The organism is Clostridium cuniculi (assembly GCF_004353185.1).
In the GTDB taxonomy this organism is placed as follows: Bacteria; Bacillota; Clostridia; order Clostridiales; family Clostridiaceae; genus Clostridium; species Clostridium cuniculi.
Genome location: NZ_SMUS01000037.1, coordinates 24,264 through 41,011 on the forward strand (window position 1 = coordinate 24,264; position 16,748 = coordinate 41,011).

The window sequence follows — 16,748 nt, forward strand, 5'->3', positions numbered from 1 at the left end:
TTTAGAAGGTACTCATTAAAAGTACCTTCTAATTATTTTTTATAAAAAAATAAAAGCTACTAATTAGCTTTTTTCTTTCTAAACATCATAGCTCCAGCTAAAGTAACAACTAATGCTAAAGAAATTACTACAACAGTATCTGTTCCACCCGTTTGTGGTAATACTGGTACTGCTATTCTCTTATTCTTTAATTCTGCTTTAACTATTTGTCCATCTTCACTTATTTCAAATTCTCCAACTTCCGTAGTTAACTCGTAACCATCTGGTGGTAATGTTTCATAGAATTTATACTTACCATACTCTAGTCCAAATTTATTTCCTTCTGCTGATGAAATAAATTCTATAACTTGTCCTTTATTAAAGCCTTCTACACATTCAATTTGGATATGTGCCCCTTCAATAACTTCTCCAGTAGATACATCAGTCTTTTCAAACTCAAGTGTTCCTTCTATTCTCTTGTTCTTTAATTCAGCTTTGATTACTTCATTTTCTAATATTTCAAAGTATCCTACTTCTGTACTAATAACAAATCCTTCAGGAGCTATTGTTTCAGAGAATTCGTATCTACCTACTGGAAGTTTAAATCTTGTTTCTTCCTTAGTTGATACAAATTCAAAGTCTATATGACTATTTTGCTCATCTAATCCTTTGATATGGATCGTTGCACCTTCAATTAAATCTCCAGTTGATACATCAGTTTTACTAAAATCAACTTCCCCTTCTTTAACTTTGTTAGAAACTTCTAATTTAATTACTTCTTTATCTTCTAAGATTGAGAAATATAATTCTGCATCATCATTAACATTATAGTTATTAGGTGCTACAACTTCTTTCCAATAATAGTTTCCTGCTTCTAAGTCTTCTACAACTATTTTTCCATCTTTATCTGTTGTATAGATACCTACTAACTTTTCTCCATTCCAAAGTTCAAATTCTGCTCCTTCAAGTAGTCTATTAGTATCTTCATCAACTTTAAGTAATTCAACCGATCCTCTAATCTTTTTATTAGTTACAGTTAATTCTATTGTCTTACCATTCTCTTTTATTTCAAACTTAATAGGCTCTTTATTTTCAACATAGTTCCAAAGCCCTTCAATTTCAACTGCTTCATATGTACCATATTCTAAGTCAGTTAAGTTAATTTCTCCGTTTTCATCTGTAAGCTCAATCCACTCTTGCTCTTCCATAAATCCATCAGTACAAGTTATCTTGAATTTAACGCCTTCAAGTGGTTCTTGAGTTTCTTCATCGATTTTAACTATTTTTAAATTGCCTTTAATTCTAGTATTTTCAACTTCAATAGTTGTTACTTTTCCTAAAAGCTCTATTTCTTCATAGTTAGTATCTCTATTTATAACAAAATCAATAGGCTCAATAGCGTTAAATCCTTCTGCTGGTTCAGTTTCCACTAACGAATAAATTCCTGCTTCTAAAATTTGAGGGAATACTATTTCACCGTTTTTATTAGTAGTAAATACTGTTTTCTTATAAGGAATTATTCCAAAGAACTCAGTAAACTCAACATCTTCACCAGTTTCTTTATTTACAACTTTGAACTTAGTTCCTTTAATAACTTCTTTACTTTCACTATCTGCATCATACTTTAATACTCTAAGTTTCATCTGTACTGGCTCATTTTTAATGTGTACTACTTCTATTTTTTCATTTTCAGAAATAGTTACATAATATTTCTTACCATTTAACCAGTAGTTATCTCCAACTGCAAGTTCTTGTAAATAATATCCTCCGAAACGTAAGTCTTTAGTATAAGCAAAACCATTTACATCAGTAGTAACTGTATCTACTAAAGTATCTTTCTCTATGCCCAATACATTATTTGCATACACACCGAAAGTAGCTCCTTCAACTGGCTTTTCAGCATCTTGAGCATCTATTTTTATAACTTGTATTTTACCTTTGATTATTTGATTTGTTGCTATAATCTCATAAGTCTTACCATTTTCCTCTATAGTCACTGGATACTTTTCATCATTTAATAAGTATCCTTCAGGTTGTGAAAACTCTGATGCGTAATATTTACCATAAGGTACATTTTCTAATGTCGCTGTTCCATCTTCACCCGTTGTAATAGTTCCTATTTCGCTATCATCTAAAGCACTATAAAGTTTAAATGTTGCATTAGATAATCTATCGCCTGTTTCTGCATCTACTTTTGTTATCTTTACATTCCCCATAATTGGTGTTTCTTGAACCACAGGTGTATTAAATACAGGTATCATACCACCTGCATTTTGAGTTATCTTACGTATAAATACTTCTGTACTTCTTATATATCCTTCAGGAGCTTTAGTTTCTTCTATTGTAATTAATCCTTTTGGAATTGATGGTGCTCCTGTAGCATCATAATAAAGCTCATCTCCACTTATCTTAGAAGCTTCCTCAAATCTAACGAATCCATTTTTATTTGTTCTAAACACCCAAACTCTCTCAGGGTTTATCCCTTGTTCTGCAGGATTTTGATTTTCATTCCATTCACCTTTATAATATTTTACTGTAAATTCAGCCCCTTCTAGGGTACCTTGTCCTGTAACTACTTCTGTACCAGTTATTGCATCAACTTTCTTCACTATCATGTTAATTGGATCTAATAATGGTATATCAGAACATCTAACAACTGCTATATTATCTGCTGTTACAGTTACTGAATAAACAGTTTCGTCTAAAGCAAATCCTGGTGGAGCTTGTAACTCTTTAACCCAATATACTCCTGCATCAACTTCCACAATATTTGAAGTACCATCTGCATTTGTAGTTAAATCAGCAATTTTATTAGTAGCACTTGCATCTGTAAATAATCCATAAACTGCACCTTCTAATGAATAACAATTGTTATTGTCAGTAACTTCAGGATTGCTAGATGATTTCTGTATTTGAACTTTTCCTTTTTGAATCGGATTATACTCCCAATATGCTAAATCTTGTGTACTTCCTCCGTTTGTTTGAACTATATAAACTTTAAAACTGCTAGGTGGTGATGGTAAATTTGATACTCTATTTACAAAATTAGTTGCATTTGTACCACCAGTTCCTGTATAAGCTTTTGATAATCCTAACGATGTCATAACCCAACCATAATTACCAGTCATATCCGATAATTGTTCAGGTCCACCATATCCATAATATAAAACTTTTCTAACAAGCTCATTATTATTTAAAGTTGCTTGTGATGTAGATGAGCCTTTTGCCGGAGTAGTTTGACTATGCTCTGCACAAAAAGCCATTCGTCCATCTACTTCAAACTTACCAACTGTAGATTGCCCATAACTAACCATTTCGTAATAAGTAACCGTTAATGGACTTATTCCATTTTTAATGTTAGAAGCCCAAGAATCAAGCTCTTCATTTGTAACAGTATTTACTAATATATTAGCTCCTAGCGCTTCTATATCAGCTTCACTTTTCCCTCTATAAAAGTCATCAACTAAAAAGTAATTCTCATCTACCCAATCAAGTAAATTTAATTCCTCAGCTTTATTTTTTCTTGCTTCAATTTGTTCAGGCAATATTTTCTCGCCCTCAATATACTGACTTATAATTTTTGTTTCTTCATCAATTACTTCATTTTTAGTAATTGGTGTAGCATTTGCTGTTATTCCTATCATCAAAGTACTTGCTAAGAATGAACTTAAAATTCTTTTTATTTTTTTTAGATTTATCACTACTATTCTCTCCCTTCATTTTCAACTTTTTCTTTACAATACTTACAAACATGGTCTCCATTTATAACAATGTCACCACACATTACACAAGTGCTCATATCAATTCCCCCTTCTTTCTAAATTTTAAATATATAAAAAAGCCACTTGATTTTTTCAAATGACTTTAATATCTAATGCAAACTATTTTATTATTTTCTTTATTTCTAAATTTAAAATCATAGGCACTTTCTCTAACTAATTCATAATTTCTAATGTTTAATCCTTCATTATGCAGTGCAACAATATGTCTTAATCTTAGCTTCATCTTTTATTACTCCTTTCATAAAAAGCATATAAAAAAGAAGCTATTTAACAATTTAATAGCTTCTCTTTTATATAATTTCTATTATTTAGTTGCTCCACAACTATTACATTTGTATCCACTTAAAACTTTTTCTGTCCAAGCTGCTTTATCAACAACCCATTTTTTCTCATATACTGCATCATGAGTTATTGTATTTGTGCCTGTTTGTACTTTTCTTTGTTCATTGTGCCAACCACCACAAGCATAATTACCAATTAAAGCTTGTTCTTCTGTATGGTCATTTTCAAAGCCAGTAATATCTTTCCCACATCCATTGCATATATTTACAATCTTTGTTTCATAAACAGGTACTGTTTCAGTCCAAGCACCTTTTACTAATACATTTTCATAATGTCCTTCTTCTGCATGGTAAACATCTTTATATACTTCTACCCAACTATGAGTATGCTCATTCTTGTTTGTATTGTTGTTACTACTACTTGTAGTATCATTTTTATTTGAATTAGTTGTGCTTGTTTGAGTTGTTGTAGTAACTTTTTTGTCACTACTACTTTCAGTTGTACTTTCTTGTTTATCAATATCACTATTTTGAGCTACTTCTTGATTATTTTCTTGACTTGTACTATTTTCATCATCATGATTACAATTTTCATCATGTATATGCTCATCTTTATTTTCTTCTACTTCTTTATCTTGATCAGTATTTTCTACAGCTAATTCTTCTTTATTATCTTCTAACTTATTTTCTATTGCTACATTTTTATTTTCTATGTTGTTATTATGTAATATCATTGTTCCAGCTACTGCTATTATTAACGCTCCAGCTACTGCTCCACTTATTGCTTGTACTTTCTTATTTTTTATAATTTCTTTTATTTTCTCAATATTCATAAAAAATACCACCTTAATATAAGAATTTATTTAATTCACTTTTTTAGGGGAGATTTCTCTCCCCTATCTTTATGTATCCTTACACAGTTACCTCGAATATCTTAAAAGTAATCCCTACTCGTCAGGCCTGTCTAAATTCAAAAATATTATATCACAATATATATAATCTAAATATAATATTTCTTAGGCATATCCCATGGAGCAATTTCTTTAATTTCTTTTTTCAAAATCAAATTACTCCCTTTTCTTCTATATGCACTACTTACAAAAGTTAATAAAGCTCTATTACTTATATAGTTTCTTACTTCCTGTCCCGTTAAAATTTCTATATCTTTATTATATCTTTCTTTTTTTCTTTCATTTAATATTTTTTCCCTATTTTGTTTATGTATTTTTTCATAAAGAGATTCAAATTTATTTAATCCTACTTTTCTCTTTAAATATCTTATTATGTTATATACATCCGCTCGACTATATCCTTCTGTAAATTCTATTTCTTTGGCTGTATATCCATCTAAATATAATTTTATTATTTCATTCTTATTATAAATAGTCCTATATCTAATTTTCATTGGAAACTCTTTTTCTTCTAGCTCACTAACATCTATACCCAATAAAATTAGTTGCTCTATTTCTTCTTTTCTTTTTATTTCTTTTACCTCTTTAAGTCGTCTTTTTATCGTGCTTTCACTACACTTGAAAAGTGATGCTATTTCAGAAATTTTATAACCTGCAACATAAAGATCATAAACTTGATTATTACTTACCTCGACCATATCTCCCTCCAAAAGTGCGACTTTTACTAAGCTCTCTCGGATTTTACCAAGAGAGTTCATTCTTACAATTTTTGGTTTTTCATTTTTTCTATATCATCTATACTGACTCCATATAATACTGATAATTTTTTAGCTTTACTCATAGTTAAATCAGTATTTCCATCTTCAAATAGATGTAATGTCTTTTGTGGTATATCCGTTAACATTGAAACCATGCTAAGAGATAATCCTTTTTTAACTCTTATTTCTTTCAAAGCACTCATATACTATCACCTTTTCTATTTTTTCTATATTGTAACACATCTTTCTCTCTTGTGTCAATATTTCTTCTTTTTTTATTTATATTTATATCTATATAAAATTTCCTTATACATTTCATTTCTCTTAACCTATATCTTTTAATCAAAGTTCTGATTAAACTATCCCTATGGAGGTTTTTTATTATGGATAGTGTTTTTTCACTTAACTTAAAAAACTATAGACTTAAAAATAAATTAACATTACAAGAATTTAGTGAAAAATTGCAAATATCACGTACAGCTTTATCAGCCTACGAAAGAGGACTAAATGAACCTAGTTTATATGCTTTACTTAAAATAGCCTCAGTATTAGATTGTTCCATTGACGACCTTGTTGGTATATCAAATCCTAAAAATAAACTTGATGAAATAATCATAGATACTAAAAAAGATACTGTTGATTATCAAAAAGAATTGAAAAATAAACTAGATACTTTAAATAGCTTAATAGATAAAAATAGACGTACATTTGAAGATTTATCTAAGTCTCAGAAAAGATCTTCTCATCTTATAGATGAACTTACTATGTCTAAAAAGCGTACTGATAGAATGCTTGATGAACTTACTATGTCTAAAAAACGTAATGATTTAATATTTGAAGAACTCAAAAGAACTATTAATAGACTTTCTAAAACTGAAGAATTATTTAAAGATGTATCATCTGAACTTATTTCTGTAATAGATGAAAACTCTTCTAAAAATGATTTTAATACTGAAGTTAGTTCTGAAATTACTCCTTCTTTATCTAATTTAAATCGTTCATCAAAGAAAAAAATTTTATCTGTCCCTTTAGTTGGCGAGGTTGCAGCTGGTATTCCTTGTTATGCTACCGAAAATATTTCCGAATATTTTAATATTAATGGAAATAAACTATGTTCTTCTAAAAATTATTTCATACTAAAACTAAAAGGAGATAGTATGGATAAGTTATTTGATGATAAAGAATTAATTTTAGTTGAACAGACTAATTCAGCTAATAATCTTGATTTAGTTATAGTCTTTCTTCCTAATAATGAAGAAGCTACTTTCAAACGAATTAGATTTTTACCTGATTCACAAACAGTAAATTTAATTCCTGAAAGCAATAATCCAATTCATAAAACTCAAACTTATTCACTAAATGATTTATTTATAATTGGTAAAGTTATTGGACCTTTATCTGATTATCTTATAAATTAAATTTTTAAGTCTATTAGGTAAGCTATTTTAGCTTACCTTTTTTTCTACTAAATCTATCTTTTCAATTATATGTTTTATTCTTCTACACACAGTAGATTTACTCATATTCACTATACAAGCTATGGCTTGATATTCTTTTCTTTCTTCAAATCTTAACTTACTTATATTTCTTTCTTCTTCTGTAAGATCTGATATTATATGTTCTATATCTGATATTTCTTTTATGATATTATCAATCTCAACATATTTTTCCGTTATTAACTTATTATTTAAATGTATTCTTCTTTTCAAATTTTCTTTTATTGAACAACTTTCTAAATATTTTTCTAAATGTTCATTACTTTTTTCTAATTTTTCTATTTCACATTCTAATTGCTTTCTTCTTTTATCTTTTTTATAATAATTTTTCAAAATAATTTCTGCTTTCATAGTTATTTTATCAAAAAAATTTCCCTCCGAGTTTCAAGTTTGTTTCATATCGTTGCAACTTTGTTTCATTTTGTTTCACCTTTCCTAAAATCCACTAAATGAATCATTTATGCTATCTACTAATTCATCTATTTTACTCTTCCAATCTTCTTCTGTTGCTTTCTTCTTTACATTATTTTTTACATTCATATAAGCATTTTCTATAACTTGATTCCACATTTGCTTTATCATTTCTTTCTCTTGATAAGGCTTTAGGGTTTTACTCTCATTTTCTGTAGCCATTTCTTTTATACTTTTTGCTGCAGACTCTTCAAACAGCTCTCTATTTAATTTTTCTTCTATATAATTCTTAAACTCAATTCTTGTCATAATCTCATTCCACCTTTTTACTTTTTATTTAATTTTATCGAACTTATGTTCTATTTTTTAAGTAAAAAATTTCCTAGTAATTTGTTATTATTAACTCTCCATACTCTTTTCTTGCTTATCTTTGTCTTGATACTGAATAATTAACTTTAGTCTCTTTTTTATTAAAATTCTTATATAATTTTCTTATTTCTTCATGATCATTTATCGTTAATAAAAATTTCCCCTTTATATTGCTTAATATATTTTTCAACTTCATATGATCTTCTTCATTGAATTTCTCTTCATATCCCGTCGTTTTATAATATGGTGGGTCACAAAAGAAAAATGTATTTTCTCTATCATATCTATTTATAATATCAAGAACATCTTTGTTTTCTACATAAGTATTTTTCAATCTATCTCTCAGTATTTTGAAATCTTCTAAAAATATCTTCTGCGACGGCTTTTTCAAAGCTCCGTATCCGAAAGATATTCCTTTAGATGCAAAACTATTGCTCACTATATACAAATACCTGGCAGCTCTTTGAATATCCGTTAAATATTTAGTATCTATTTCCTTATAAAAATCAAATTTATCTCTAGAAACAAATTCATACCTTAATATTCTTTCTAATTCTTCAGGATGTTCTTTTATTATCTTAAATAAATTTATTAATTCTTGATCTTTATCATTAATAACTTCTACTTCTGATTCTTCTTTGCCCCAATACACCCACCCTGCTCCAAAGAATGGTTCTACATAGCAAACATGATTCGGTATCATACTTATAATTTCTTTTCTTAATCTACTTTTTCCACCCATTCTATTTATTGGCGGTTTCATCATTTGTTCATCACTTCTCTCTTTTCTTTTGTATATATAATATTCTATCGAAAATTTTCACTTGTGAGTTTCAACTTTGTTTCATTTTGTTTCATTTTTTTAAATAAAAAAAGATATAGAAGGTATTAGTTATCACACTAAATTCTATATCTTTTTTAGTCTATCTTTCTTTATTAAATTTAATCAGGCATATTTGCCATTGAATTCCCCACACTTTTACCAATCATGCTCTCTTCTTTTTTTATATTACTTACTTCTTTGTTTATATCTGTATTAATATATTTTATATCAATATTTTTCGCTTCTTTCTCTAAAAACATTAGAAAATTTCTTCTTTCTAACAACATCCTCTCTAACGCTACATTTCTACTACTTAATCTATTAATTGTTTTATAACTCTCAATTTCTTCTAAAATATCTTCTTCTAAGTGAAAACTTGTAGTCTTTTTCATTTAAAATTCCTCCTAAAATTTTTGAGTTCCTACTAACCAACATCCCTTTGCCGTAGCCATCTGTGCATCTTCCACAACTTTAAAACGCTCTTCAAATTTCATATTAAGAGCAGTTCCTCCTGCAATATATATTTCCATTTCATCTAGGTTAACCCACTTTTCTTCAATTGTTTGCTCTATATTTTCAGTTGCTATTCTATAAGCCTTCTCCTTTAATTCATCATATTCATTTGAAGAATCTATTTCATTTACACTCTTTATTATCCCCTCATTCAAAAGTTTATCTTTTACATTATTCATAATACTACCATTACCAAATTCTATAGTCTCTGATTTTTTATCTATAAACATAAGCTCTTTATCAAAATACGTTAACTCCGTACTTCTAAATCCTATATTAGCTATTCCAACAGGCGTACTTATCATTTCTCTATCTCTTAGTTGCCAATATAAAGCTGCATCTGCTTCCCTACATATACTTATATCGCTTATTTTAACTTCTTTATAGCCCCCATTAACCATATCCTTAACTTTTATAATTTTCCCTTTATATGTCTCAACTATTTCCGATAATATTGTTTTTCTAAAAGACTTATATGGAACTGCTAACATTATTTTAACTCTATCCTCAATTGCTAAACTACTTAATGCTGTAGCCATCAAAATTTGTACAGTTTCGCTTATTTTACTATCTTTACTATTTCTTACTGGAGTTTGACTTTCCTTTTCAGCTAACATACCAACAAACCATTCTTCATTATCATATTTAATCATTATTGGCTTTTTATATCCTGATAACTCTATATTTCTCCCCTCTCCAATAATAGATTTAAAACAGCACTCTTTAATGATTCCATTAACCTCACTATATCCTTTAGTATACCCTCTACCACAATCTAATCCTATAACTTGTATATTACTACTCAACACAAATTCCTCCTTCTTAATCAATATATAAACTATATATCAACTATATTAACCTACTTTTGTTTATATGTCAACAATATATCAACTATTTTATTCTTCTATTTTTATTTATTAACCATATATAAACCATATGTAAATCATATATCAACTATAAGTGGTGTTATTAATCTTTTTTAGTTTATATATAAACTATATATAAACTACTTTTCTAGATTCACTTCTTTTCATAAACTATATTTAAACTATATACCAACTAAATACCAATTTACACTCTGTATTTTTTATATTTCACACTATTTCTAAACAACATATTAACAATATATCAACTCTTTACTTTAAATATACCTAAAAATCTCTTTTCTTTTACTTCTTTTTTATCTCTTATTTCTATTAGCTTTTTATCAATTTCTCTAAAATGCTCTTCTAATTTTAATTGTTCTTTCTCTCTCTCTTGCTGATTTTTTATTAATACTTGGTTATTTTCTATAAGATCATGTAATCTATCTATTTGTGCATTTTTTTCTTTTATTTGATTTAACAAAATTTCCACAACCTCACTTTTATCGTCTTTATATTTCTTATTAATTACTTCTAGTTCTTTATTTTCTACTATTTCTACTTCTTTAATATTTTCAACTTTCTTCTTTCTAGTATTAAGTTTTAATTTTTCTAATAAAATTTCATTCAACATCATTTTTCCATTTTCTTTTACAACATACTTCTTATATTCTTCACTTTTCAACTTTCTATATATAGCTGCTTTGCTTATTCCTAACTCTTTTGATACATTCTCAATACTTTTTAACATCATTACACCTCAAATTAATTATTTTACATAATTAAATAATTCAACTTTCAATTTCAATTTCCTTTTTTAACCAAAATAAAAAGTGATAAATATTCTTTTTATCACTTTTTCTACTAAAATACTCATAATTTTTTTGCTATTTCATATATAACATTCACCGTAACACCATTTCCAGCTTGTTTATATAACTGAGCATTACTACATACTTTCTCAGCTCTCTCAAAATAATGATCAGGCCATCCTTGAAGCCTAAAACATTCTTTTGGTGTTAATCGTCTTATTCTACCATCCAACAATACTCCATGATTACAACTAGTAGTTAATGTATTTACTCTAGCTTTTCCAACTCTTCCTCGCCTAACATTAGAATTAATATATTCTAAATTAATCGAATCTCCATGCTCCGCAACGGCGTACCCCTTTTGGGTTGCTTCTCTAACCAAAACATTCATTCCTGATCCTTTATTAGTTGTTAATGTTGGAGATACACCATTTGAATCTACAACTCTTCCTCCACCTCCTCTTTTACTAGGATTTATATTTCCAACAACAAATATAGAACTCGATAAATCATTAGAGCTACTCATCTTACTATTTCCTGCACACAAGCAAGGTGATACTCCATTCTCCCTTATCCTAAACCCTTTATCATATCTATAATCACCACAAACTACTTCTTGTACTTTAATCGATTTATAACTTCTTCTGACAGGAAATACTTTTCGGGTACTTCTTCCTCTAAGATGTCCAATAATGTACACTCTTTCTCTATTTTGTGGCACTCCGAAATCTCGTGAATTAAGTAATTGCCATTCACAATCATAGCCGATTTCGGCCAACTCAATCTGAATCTTGAGGAAATCAACCCCTTGGTTAACACTAAATAGGTTTCTAACGTTCTCAATGAATAGATACTTGGGTCTATCTTCTTCTTTTGTATCCCTAATAAGTCTTGTAACTGCGAAAAATAAACTTGAACGATTCCCATTGAATCCAGATTTACTTCCTCCGATTGATATGTCCTGGCATGGGAATCCCAAACACCACACATCTGCTCTTGGTAACTCTTCTGCTCTAATTTTTATGATATCTTCTCCAAACCATTCACTCTCCTTTATCTTATGCATAGCTCTATAACTTTTTTCGGCATATTTATCGTTCTCACAATGTCCTATACATTCATGCCCAGCTAATTCCATTCCTAATCTAAATCCACCAATACCACTAAAAAAATCTAAAAATTTCATACTCACCTCAAAATAATTATTCTTCTTTTGTTTTTATATTTATTATTTTATCGAAAATTTTTCTTTGTGAGTTTCAACTTTGTTTCATTCTGTTGCAATTTTTATAAAATAAAAAAAGAGCTAAAAAGCTCTTTTAAAAATAAAATATATTATTTTTCATTTATCTTTTCACTTTTGGTTTTGATACTTAGTTTTGACACTTATATATACGTTAATAGTACAAACTTATATCTTCAGTATCAAAAGTGCTAAGTTTTGATACTGAAGATATAAAATAAAACGGTATTAATTGAATAATATCAACTAATACCGTTTCATTTATAATAATTTTTCTACTCTCACTCCAAATAATCCATTTTACATTTTTTTATTTTTCTCTTTTATTAGAAGTATATATATACTCGGTTCCTGAATTAAATTTCCCTACATTTCCTATATCATACTTGTATTTATTTTTTATATCATCCCATTCTAGAGCTTTAATAAGTTGTATTATCTCTTCAAAAGATTTATTCATAAATAAATTTTTATGTTTTAATATCTTTTTCACTTCAATAATTGTAAATTTATTCTTTTTATATATTTCTAAATATCCAGCATCATACATATCATCATTTATATGAAAATAATATTTATATAATTTCATATCTTTTGCAATTATATTAATAAATTTTAATATATTACTTTTTTCTTTTAAAATATTAGAAGTAATTATAAAATTTTTCTTAAACTCAACTTTTTCTTTACTTATTAAATAATAAAAATTTTTTATAAATGAACTTGTACTCATTTCAAGCTTTATTTTATTAAATTCTTCATTAATAATCTCTCCAATTATTTTTTCATTTTCAATTTCTAATAATTTAACTTTATCTTTTTTTAACTCTCTCTCTATATCACTATAAAACTGTTTAATGAACTTAGTATTTCCTATATATTTGATTTGCCATGCTTCAATTATTGCATTACTATCTTTTATATGTTTTAATATGTTATTCAATTCTCTTTTTCTTAATTCATCAGCAATTTCTTTTGTACATAAAAATTTATTATTTATATTTTTCTCTTCAAACTCCAAAATTTTTTTCTTAATATATTCAAATTCTTTTATATAAACTCCAAACTTTACTAACTCATCTTCAGGTATATTGGCATTCTTATAATCTTTATAAAATTTTCTTGCTTTCTTATTTAGCTTTTCAAAGCTATTTTCTATTTCTGCTGGAAATAATATCTCAAAACTATCATAAAAGATTTTCCAATTATCGATTATTTCTTTTCCACCTTCATACATCTTATTAAATTTTGCTAATCTATCATATATATATATTCCTTAGAACCAGTATACTTTATTAAATCAGATAATTTTTCTCCTTTTATACTTCTCTCAATTTCAGAAAATTTATCTATACAACTCGATCCTACTAATAACTTATTATTATTTATTCTATTCTTTATAATAAATTTCTCTTTAAAGTTTATATTTTTACATAAATCACATGGTTTTTCTACTATTCCAACTAGCTTTTCTTGAATCCACTCTTTACCAGAATCCTATATCATTTTATTTATTATTTCTTTAGATTTTAATTTATAATACAAATCTCCAATTTTATCTTTAATTTCTTCTATTTGATTAATCGTTAAGCCTTTTTCATATTCTCTCAAAAGATTCCTTTGTTTTTCTACTATTATTTTCATCCACTTCCCTCCCATTAATTTTTTCTATATATTTCTTTAAAAATGAATCATTTTGTTTATAATAATTTTTCTACCTCACTTCTTTCTAATCCTGTAATACTAATAATAGTATCTATATCAAGTCCTGCTTTTAAAGAATTTTTAGCTACTTCTATAGCTTTGTTTTTCTCCCCTATTTCCTTACCTATTTCAATACCTTTTTCCTCAGCATTTTCAAGGGCACTTACTTTATCTAATAAAGCAGCTCTTCTATCTTCATACTTTATTCTTTCTTTATCACTTGCACTTAATCTTAATAATTCATTTTTTGCTTCTTTAATTTCTTGTATAGTCATTTCTGCTTTTTCAAGTTTATTACTTATAGGATTTTCTATAAATTCCATCCATGCATCAAATACATCTTTTATTTCTTCATTCTTTGGTAATTTAGGTAGTTCTATAAAGTGTATTTCCTGAAGATCTGTTAATTCTTCACTTGTATTAATTTCTTTTAATCTATATATTGAATGTGCTTCTTTTGTCTTTAAACACTTAAAATTTAATATATTTATACAAATTGTTTTTGCTAATGTATCATACTTTTGTCCTTCTGTAAGTTGACTTTCAAACATTTTACTCCAATAATATAGACTTCTTTTCACCATATTATGCTCATCTTTAATTTGAATTTCAATATTAATTAATTCATCTTTATTAGTTTTTGCTTTAATATCTAATCTACTAAATTTATCTTCTATAGATTCTTTATCTATATCATTATTCATTATTTGTACTGATTTTATCGGATCTTTAGGTTTAATTACTGCATTTAAAAATGATATTAATATTCTTGGATTATTTTCATTTCCAAATATTCTTTTAAAGACAAAATCTATTTTGGGACTTAATATTTCTAATCTTGTCACTTCAACCAACTCCATTTATTTTTATTAATATTTTATCTATATTATACTATATTAATCATTTTTTAAGTGACATCCATAAGATTTTTATTTTTCATTTATTATTTTATGAACTAATCCAACAGAGCAATTATATTACTTATTATTTTTTCTTCTGTAGTAGAAATTTTCTTAATTCCAATTTTATCGTATGTTTCATTTTCTATCTTTTCATATGTAACAACATTTTCTTTTAGATAATTTATCACATTCATTTTTCCTTGTCCAATTCTTTCTTCTCCATAGTTATACCAAACGCCTGATTTGCTCACAATCCCCGTATTGAAAAAGTTGGTTAGATAAAAACTAATGAAGAACTGCCTATTGGAGTTAAATATATCAATCAAAGAATAAGTTATGCTGATAAGTATTGATATATATCGGTGGGTATAAAACAAGAAGAAATTTAAGAAGAATTAAAATATGTGTAATTAGGTATAGATTTGGGATTAAAAGATTTACTAATATGTTCTGATGGTATAGTATATAAAAATATAAATAAAACTTATATAGTTAGAAAAATCGAAAAAAGATTACAAAAGCAAGTAAGTATAAAATATGAAAAAAATAAAAAAGGAAAGGCGTATGTCAAAACTAAAAATATTATAAAACTTGAAAAATAGATACAACAAATTCATAGAAGATTGACTAATATAAGAAATAACTATCTTCATCAAACTACAATAAGTATAGTGAAAACCAAGCAATATAGAATTATAAAGGAATAATGAAAAATAAACATTTATTTAATGCTATAAGAAAATAAGGTTTTTATGAGTTCAAAAGGCAACTAGAGTATAAGTATAAATTTAAAGGAATTGATCTAGTTATAGCAGATAGTTTTTATCCATCATTAAAGATTTGTAGTAAGTGTGGAGAGATTAAGAAAGATTTAAAACTTAAATATAGAGTTTATAACTGTAATTGTGAACTTAGTATTGATAAATATTTAAATGCAAGTATAAATCTTTCAAGATATAAATTAGCTTCAGCTATTAAAATCGGACTCATGGACCAGGGAATTAAAAAAGAGTTGTAGATATTTATAGAGTTTTGGCAACAGCTAAATGAATAAAAAGTATATTTATGAAAGAGCAATATTAATAACATATGGTTTATTAGTTTATTTTTTATTAATTAACTTTGAAAATGTATTAAAAGGATCAAGAGTCTTAATAGATGTTTTTTTACCTGTTATATTAGGAGGAGCTTTTGCATTTATTTTCAATATACCAATGAGTTTTTTAGAAAAAAAACTTACTAAAATATTGAATAAACTACATTTTAAAGAAAGAACAATTTTTATGATAAGTATAGTTACTTCATTGTCGGTTGTTGTTATAATCTTTATTGGTGTAACAATAATAAGTATTAATATAATTATACCTCAAGTAGTACATAGTTTTTATACTATACTCGAGAAAGTACCTAGTAATATTAAAGAACTAGAAAATTTTTTGAAAGATAATATTAAAAATGTATCTTTAATAGAATGGATTAGTACAAAAGTAGGACAAGTTGATGGTAATATTGTTAACATATTAAATAATATCTCTAAAAGTATATTAGGTGGGATTATAGATATTAGTTTAGGAATAACAGCTAGTATTATTAATTCAATATTAGGTATAATAATAGCTATATATATTTTATTGGATAAAGAAAAGCTAAAGCGTCAATTAAAATTATTTATTTATAGAATAAGCAATGATAAGTATAATAAGTTAACTTCAATATTAAAGCTAACTTATTATAAGTTAAGGCGATATATTGGAGGTCAAGCTATAGATGCAACGTAAGCGTAAAAAATTAAGTGCCTAGATAGCATAGCATCCCATTGATAAAATTAAGTTAAATGATTATTAGTGGGAGGAAAACTATGTATAGAAAATTAGATAATGCTATTTGGGAAGAATATATCA

General features: G+C 26.8%; 19 protein-coding genes. 3 read left to right on the forward strand and 16 right to left on the reverse strand.

Going from position 1 to position 16,748, the window contains the following annotated elements:
- Positions 1–59: 59 nt before the first annotated feature.
- The 5 genes from EJJ37_RS15885 to EJJ37_RS15900 all read right to left on the reverse strand — a co-directional run bounded on the left by EJJ37_RS15885 (position 60) and on the right by EJJ37_RS15900 (position 5,914).
- Positions 60–3,680: a SpaA isopeptide-forming pilin-related protein gene (locus tag EJJ37_RS15885; RefSeq protein WP_133016466.1), complete on the reverse strand. Its 3,621-nt coding sequence runs from the start codon at positions 3,678–3,680 to the stop codon at positions 60–62.
- Between the two features lie 163 nt (positions 3,681–3,843).
- On the reverse strand, positions 3,844–3,984 hold the full coding sequence (locus EJJ37_RS20400) for a hypothetical protein (RefSeq protein WP_166484805.1): 141 nt from the start codon (positions 3,982–3,984) through the stop codon (positions 3,844–3,846).
- Between the two features lie 81 nt (positions 3,985–4,065).
- Positions 4,066–4,875: a hypothetical protein gene (locus EJJ37_RS15890; RefSeq protein WP_133016467.1), complete on the reverse strand. Its 810-nt coding sequence runs from the start codon at positions 4,873–4,875 to the stop codon at positions 4,066–4,068.
- 167 nt (positions 4,876–5,042) lie between these two features.
- Entirely contained in the window at positions 5,043–5,651 is a 609-nt protein-coding gene (locus EJJ37_RS15895; RefSeq protein ID WP_166484806.1) for a helix-turn-helix domain-containing protein, read from the reverse strand.
- A 62-nt stretch (positions 5,652–5,713) separates the two neighbouring features.
- Entirely contained in the window at positions 5,714–5,914 is a 201-nt protein-coding gene (locus EJJ37_RS15900) for a helix-turn-helix domain-containing protein (RefSeq protein WP_133016469.1), read from the reverse strand.
- A 180-nt stretch (positions 5,915–6,094) separates the two neighbouring features.
- Between EJJ37_RS15900 and EJJ37_RS15905 the strand changes: the two genes are divergently transcribed.
- Positions 6,095–7,129, forward strand: a complete 1,035-nt coding sequence (locus EJJ37_RS15905) for a S24 family peptidase (protein ID WP_133016470.1) — start codon at positions 6,095–6,097, stop codon at positions 7,127–7,129.
- A gap of 27 nt (positions 7,130–7,156) precedes the next feature.
- Here EJJ37_RS15905 and EJJ37_RS15910 read toward each other — a convergent pair whose 3' ends face one another.
- The 11 genes from EJJ37_RS15910 to EJJ37_RS15955 form a co-directional block, all read right to left on the reverse strand.
- A complete protein-coding gene (locus EJJ37_RS15910; protein WP_166484807.1) occupies positions 7,157–7,540 on the reverse strand; it encodes a sigma factor-like helix-turn-helix DNA-binding protein in 384 nt (127 codons plus the stop codon).
- 102 nt (positions 7,541–7,642) lie between these two features.
- The gene (locus tag EJJ37_RS15915) at positions 7,643–7,927 is read right to left on the reverse strand and encodes a hypothetical protein (RefSeq protein ID WP_133016472.1); all 285 of its coding nucleotides are present in this window, start codon (positions 7,925–7,927) and stop codon (positions 7,643–7,645) included.
- Between the two features lie 115 nt (positions 7,928–8,042).
- Complete coding sequence (locus EJJ37_RS15920; protein ID WP_133016473.1) at positions 8,043–8,753, reverse strand: DNA adenine methylase; 711 nt, start codon at positions 8,751–8,753, stop codon at positions 8,043–8,045.
- Between the two features lie 176 nt (positions 8,754–8,929).
- On the reverse strand, positions 8,930–9,202 hold the full coding sequence (locus EJJ37_RS15925; protein ID WP_133016474.1) for a hypothetical protein: 273 nt from the start codon (positions 9,200–9,202) through the stop codon (positions 8,930–8,932).
- A gap of 12 nt (positions 9,203–9,214) precedes the next feature.
- Positions 9,215–10,129, reverse strand: a complete 915-nt coding sequence (locus EJJ37_RS15930; RefSeq protein WP_133016475.1) for a ParM/StbA family protein — start codon at positions 10,127–10,129, stop codon at positions 9,215–9,217.
- A 322-nt stretch (positions 10,130–10,451) separates the two neighbouring features.
- Positions 10,452–10,937: a hypothetical protein gene (locus tag EJJ37_RS15935; protein ID WP_166484808.1), complete on the reverse strand. Its 486-nt coding sequence runs from the start codon at positions 10,935–10,937 to the stop codon at positions 10,452–10,454.
- 122 nt (positions 10,938–11,059) lie between these two features.
- Positions 11,060–12,184 (reverse strand): DNA cytosine methyltransferase, encoded by a 1,125-nt coding sequence (locus tag EJJ37_RS15940; RefSeq protein ID WP_133016477.1) that lies wholly within the window; start codon positions 12,182–12,184, stop codon positions 11,060–11,062.
- Between the two features lie 367 nt (positions 12,185–12,551).
- On the reverse strand, positions 12,552–13,478 hold the full coding sequence (locus EJJ37_RS15945) for a hypothetical protein (RefSeq protein ID WP_133016478.1): 927 nt from the start codon (positions 13,476–13,478) through the stop codon (positions 12,552–12,554).
- A gap of 260 nt (positions 13,479–13,738) precedes the next feature.
- Positions 13,739–13,885, reverse strand: a complete 147-nt coding sequence (locus EJJ37_RS20405; RefSeq protein WP_166484809.1) for a hypothetical protein — start codon at positions 13,883–13,885, stop codon at positions 13,739–13,741.
- Positions 13,886–13,941: 56 nt separating this feature from the next.
- Entirely contained in the window at positions 13,942–14,790 is an 849-nt protein-coding gene (locus tag EJJ37_RS15950) for an Rpn family recombination-promoting nuclease/putative transposase (protein ID WP_243124906.1), read from the reverse strand.
- Positions 14,791–14,900: 110 nt separating this feature from the next.
- Positions 14,901–15,098, reverse strand: coding sequence for a hypothetical protein (locus EJJ37_RS15955; RefSeq protein ID WP_133016480.1), 198 nt, complete (start codon positions 15,096–15,098; stop codon positions 14,901–14,903).
- A gap of 557 nt (positions 15,099–15,655) precedes the next feature.
- Between EJJ37_RS15955 and EJJ37_RS20720 the strand changes: the two genes are divergently transcribed.
- Complete coding sequence (locus tag EJJ37_RS20720; protein WP_243124907.1) at positions 15,656–15,865, forward strand: zinc ribbon domain-containing protein; 210 nt, start codon at positions 15,656–15,658, stop codon at positions 15,863–15,865.
- A 28-nt stretch (positions 15,866–15,893) separates the two neighbouring features.
- Positions 15,894–16,625 carry an AI-2E family transporter gene (locus tag EJJ37_RS15965; RefSeq protein WP_133016481.1) on the forward strand — a complete coding sequence of 244 codons (732 nt, stop codon included), beginning with the start codon at positions 15,894–15,896 and terminating at the stop codon, positions 16,623–16,625.
- The last annotated feature ends 123 nt before the right edge of the window (positions 16,626–16,748 follow it).

Coding starts and splice junctions, on each gene's coding strand:
- EJJ37_RS15890 (WP_133016467.1), bottom strand. CDS start 4,875: ATGAATATTGAGAAAATAAAAGAAATTATAAAAAATAAGAAAGTACAA.
- EJJ37_RS15940 (WP_133016477.1), bottom strand. CDS start 12,184: ATGAAATTTTTAGATTTTTTTAGTGGTATTGGTGGATTTAGATTAGGA.
- EJJ37_RS15905 (WP_133016470.1), top strand. CDS start 6,095: ATGGATAGTGTTTTTTCACTTAACTTAAAAAACTATAGACTTAAAAAT.
- EJJ37_RS15920 (WP_133016473.1), bottom strand. CDS start 8,753: ATGATGAAACCGCCAATAAATAGAATGGGTGGAAAAAGTAGATTAAGA.
- EJJ37_RS15935 (WP_166484808.1), bottom strand. CDS start 10,937: ATGTTAAAAAGTATTGAGAATGTATCAAAAGAGTTAGGAATAAGCAAA.
- EJJ37_RS20400 (WP_166484805.1), bottom strand. CDS start 3,984: ATGAAGCTAAGATTAAGACATATTGTTGCACTGCATAATGAAGGATTA.
- EJJ37_RS20405 (WP_166484809.1), bottom strand. CDS start 13,885: ATGAAAATAATAGTAGAAAAACAAAGGAATCTTTTGAGAGAATATGAA.
- EJJ37_RS15965 (WP_133016481.1), top strand. CDS start 15,894: ATGAATAAAAAGTATATTTATGAAAGAGCAATATTAATAACATATGGT.
- EJJ37_RS15945 (WP_133016478.1), bottom strand. CDS start 13,478: ATGTATGAAGGTGGAAAAGAAATAATCGATAATTGGAAAATCTTTTAT.
- EJJ37_RS15895 (WP_166484806.1), bottom strand. CDS start 5,651: ATGGTCGAGGTAAGTAATAATCAAGTTTATGATCTTTATGTTGCAGGT.
- EJJ37_RS15900 (WP_133016469.1), bottom strand. CDS start 5,914: ATGAGTGCTTTGAAAGAAATAAGAGTTAAAAAAGGATTATCTCTTAGC.
- EJJ37_RS15925 (WP_133016474.1), bottom strand. CDS start 9,202: ATGAAAAAGACTACAAGTTTTCACTTAGAAGAAGATATTTTAGAAGAA.
- EJJ37_RS15915 (WP_133016472.1), bottom strand. CDS start 7,927: ATGACAAGAATTGAGTTTAAGAATTATATAGAAGAAAAATTAAATAGA.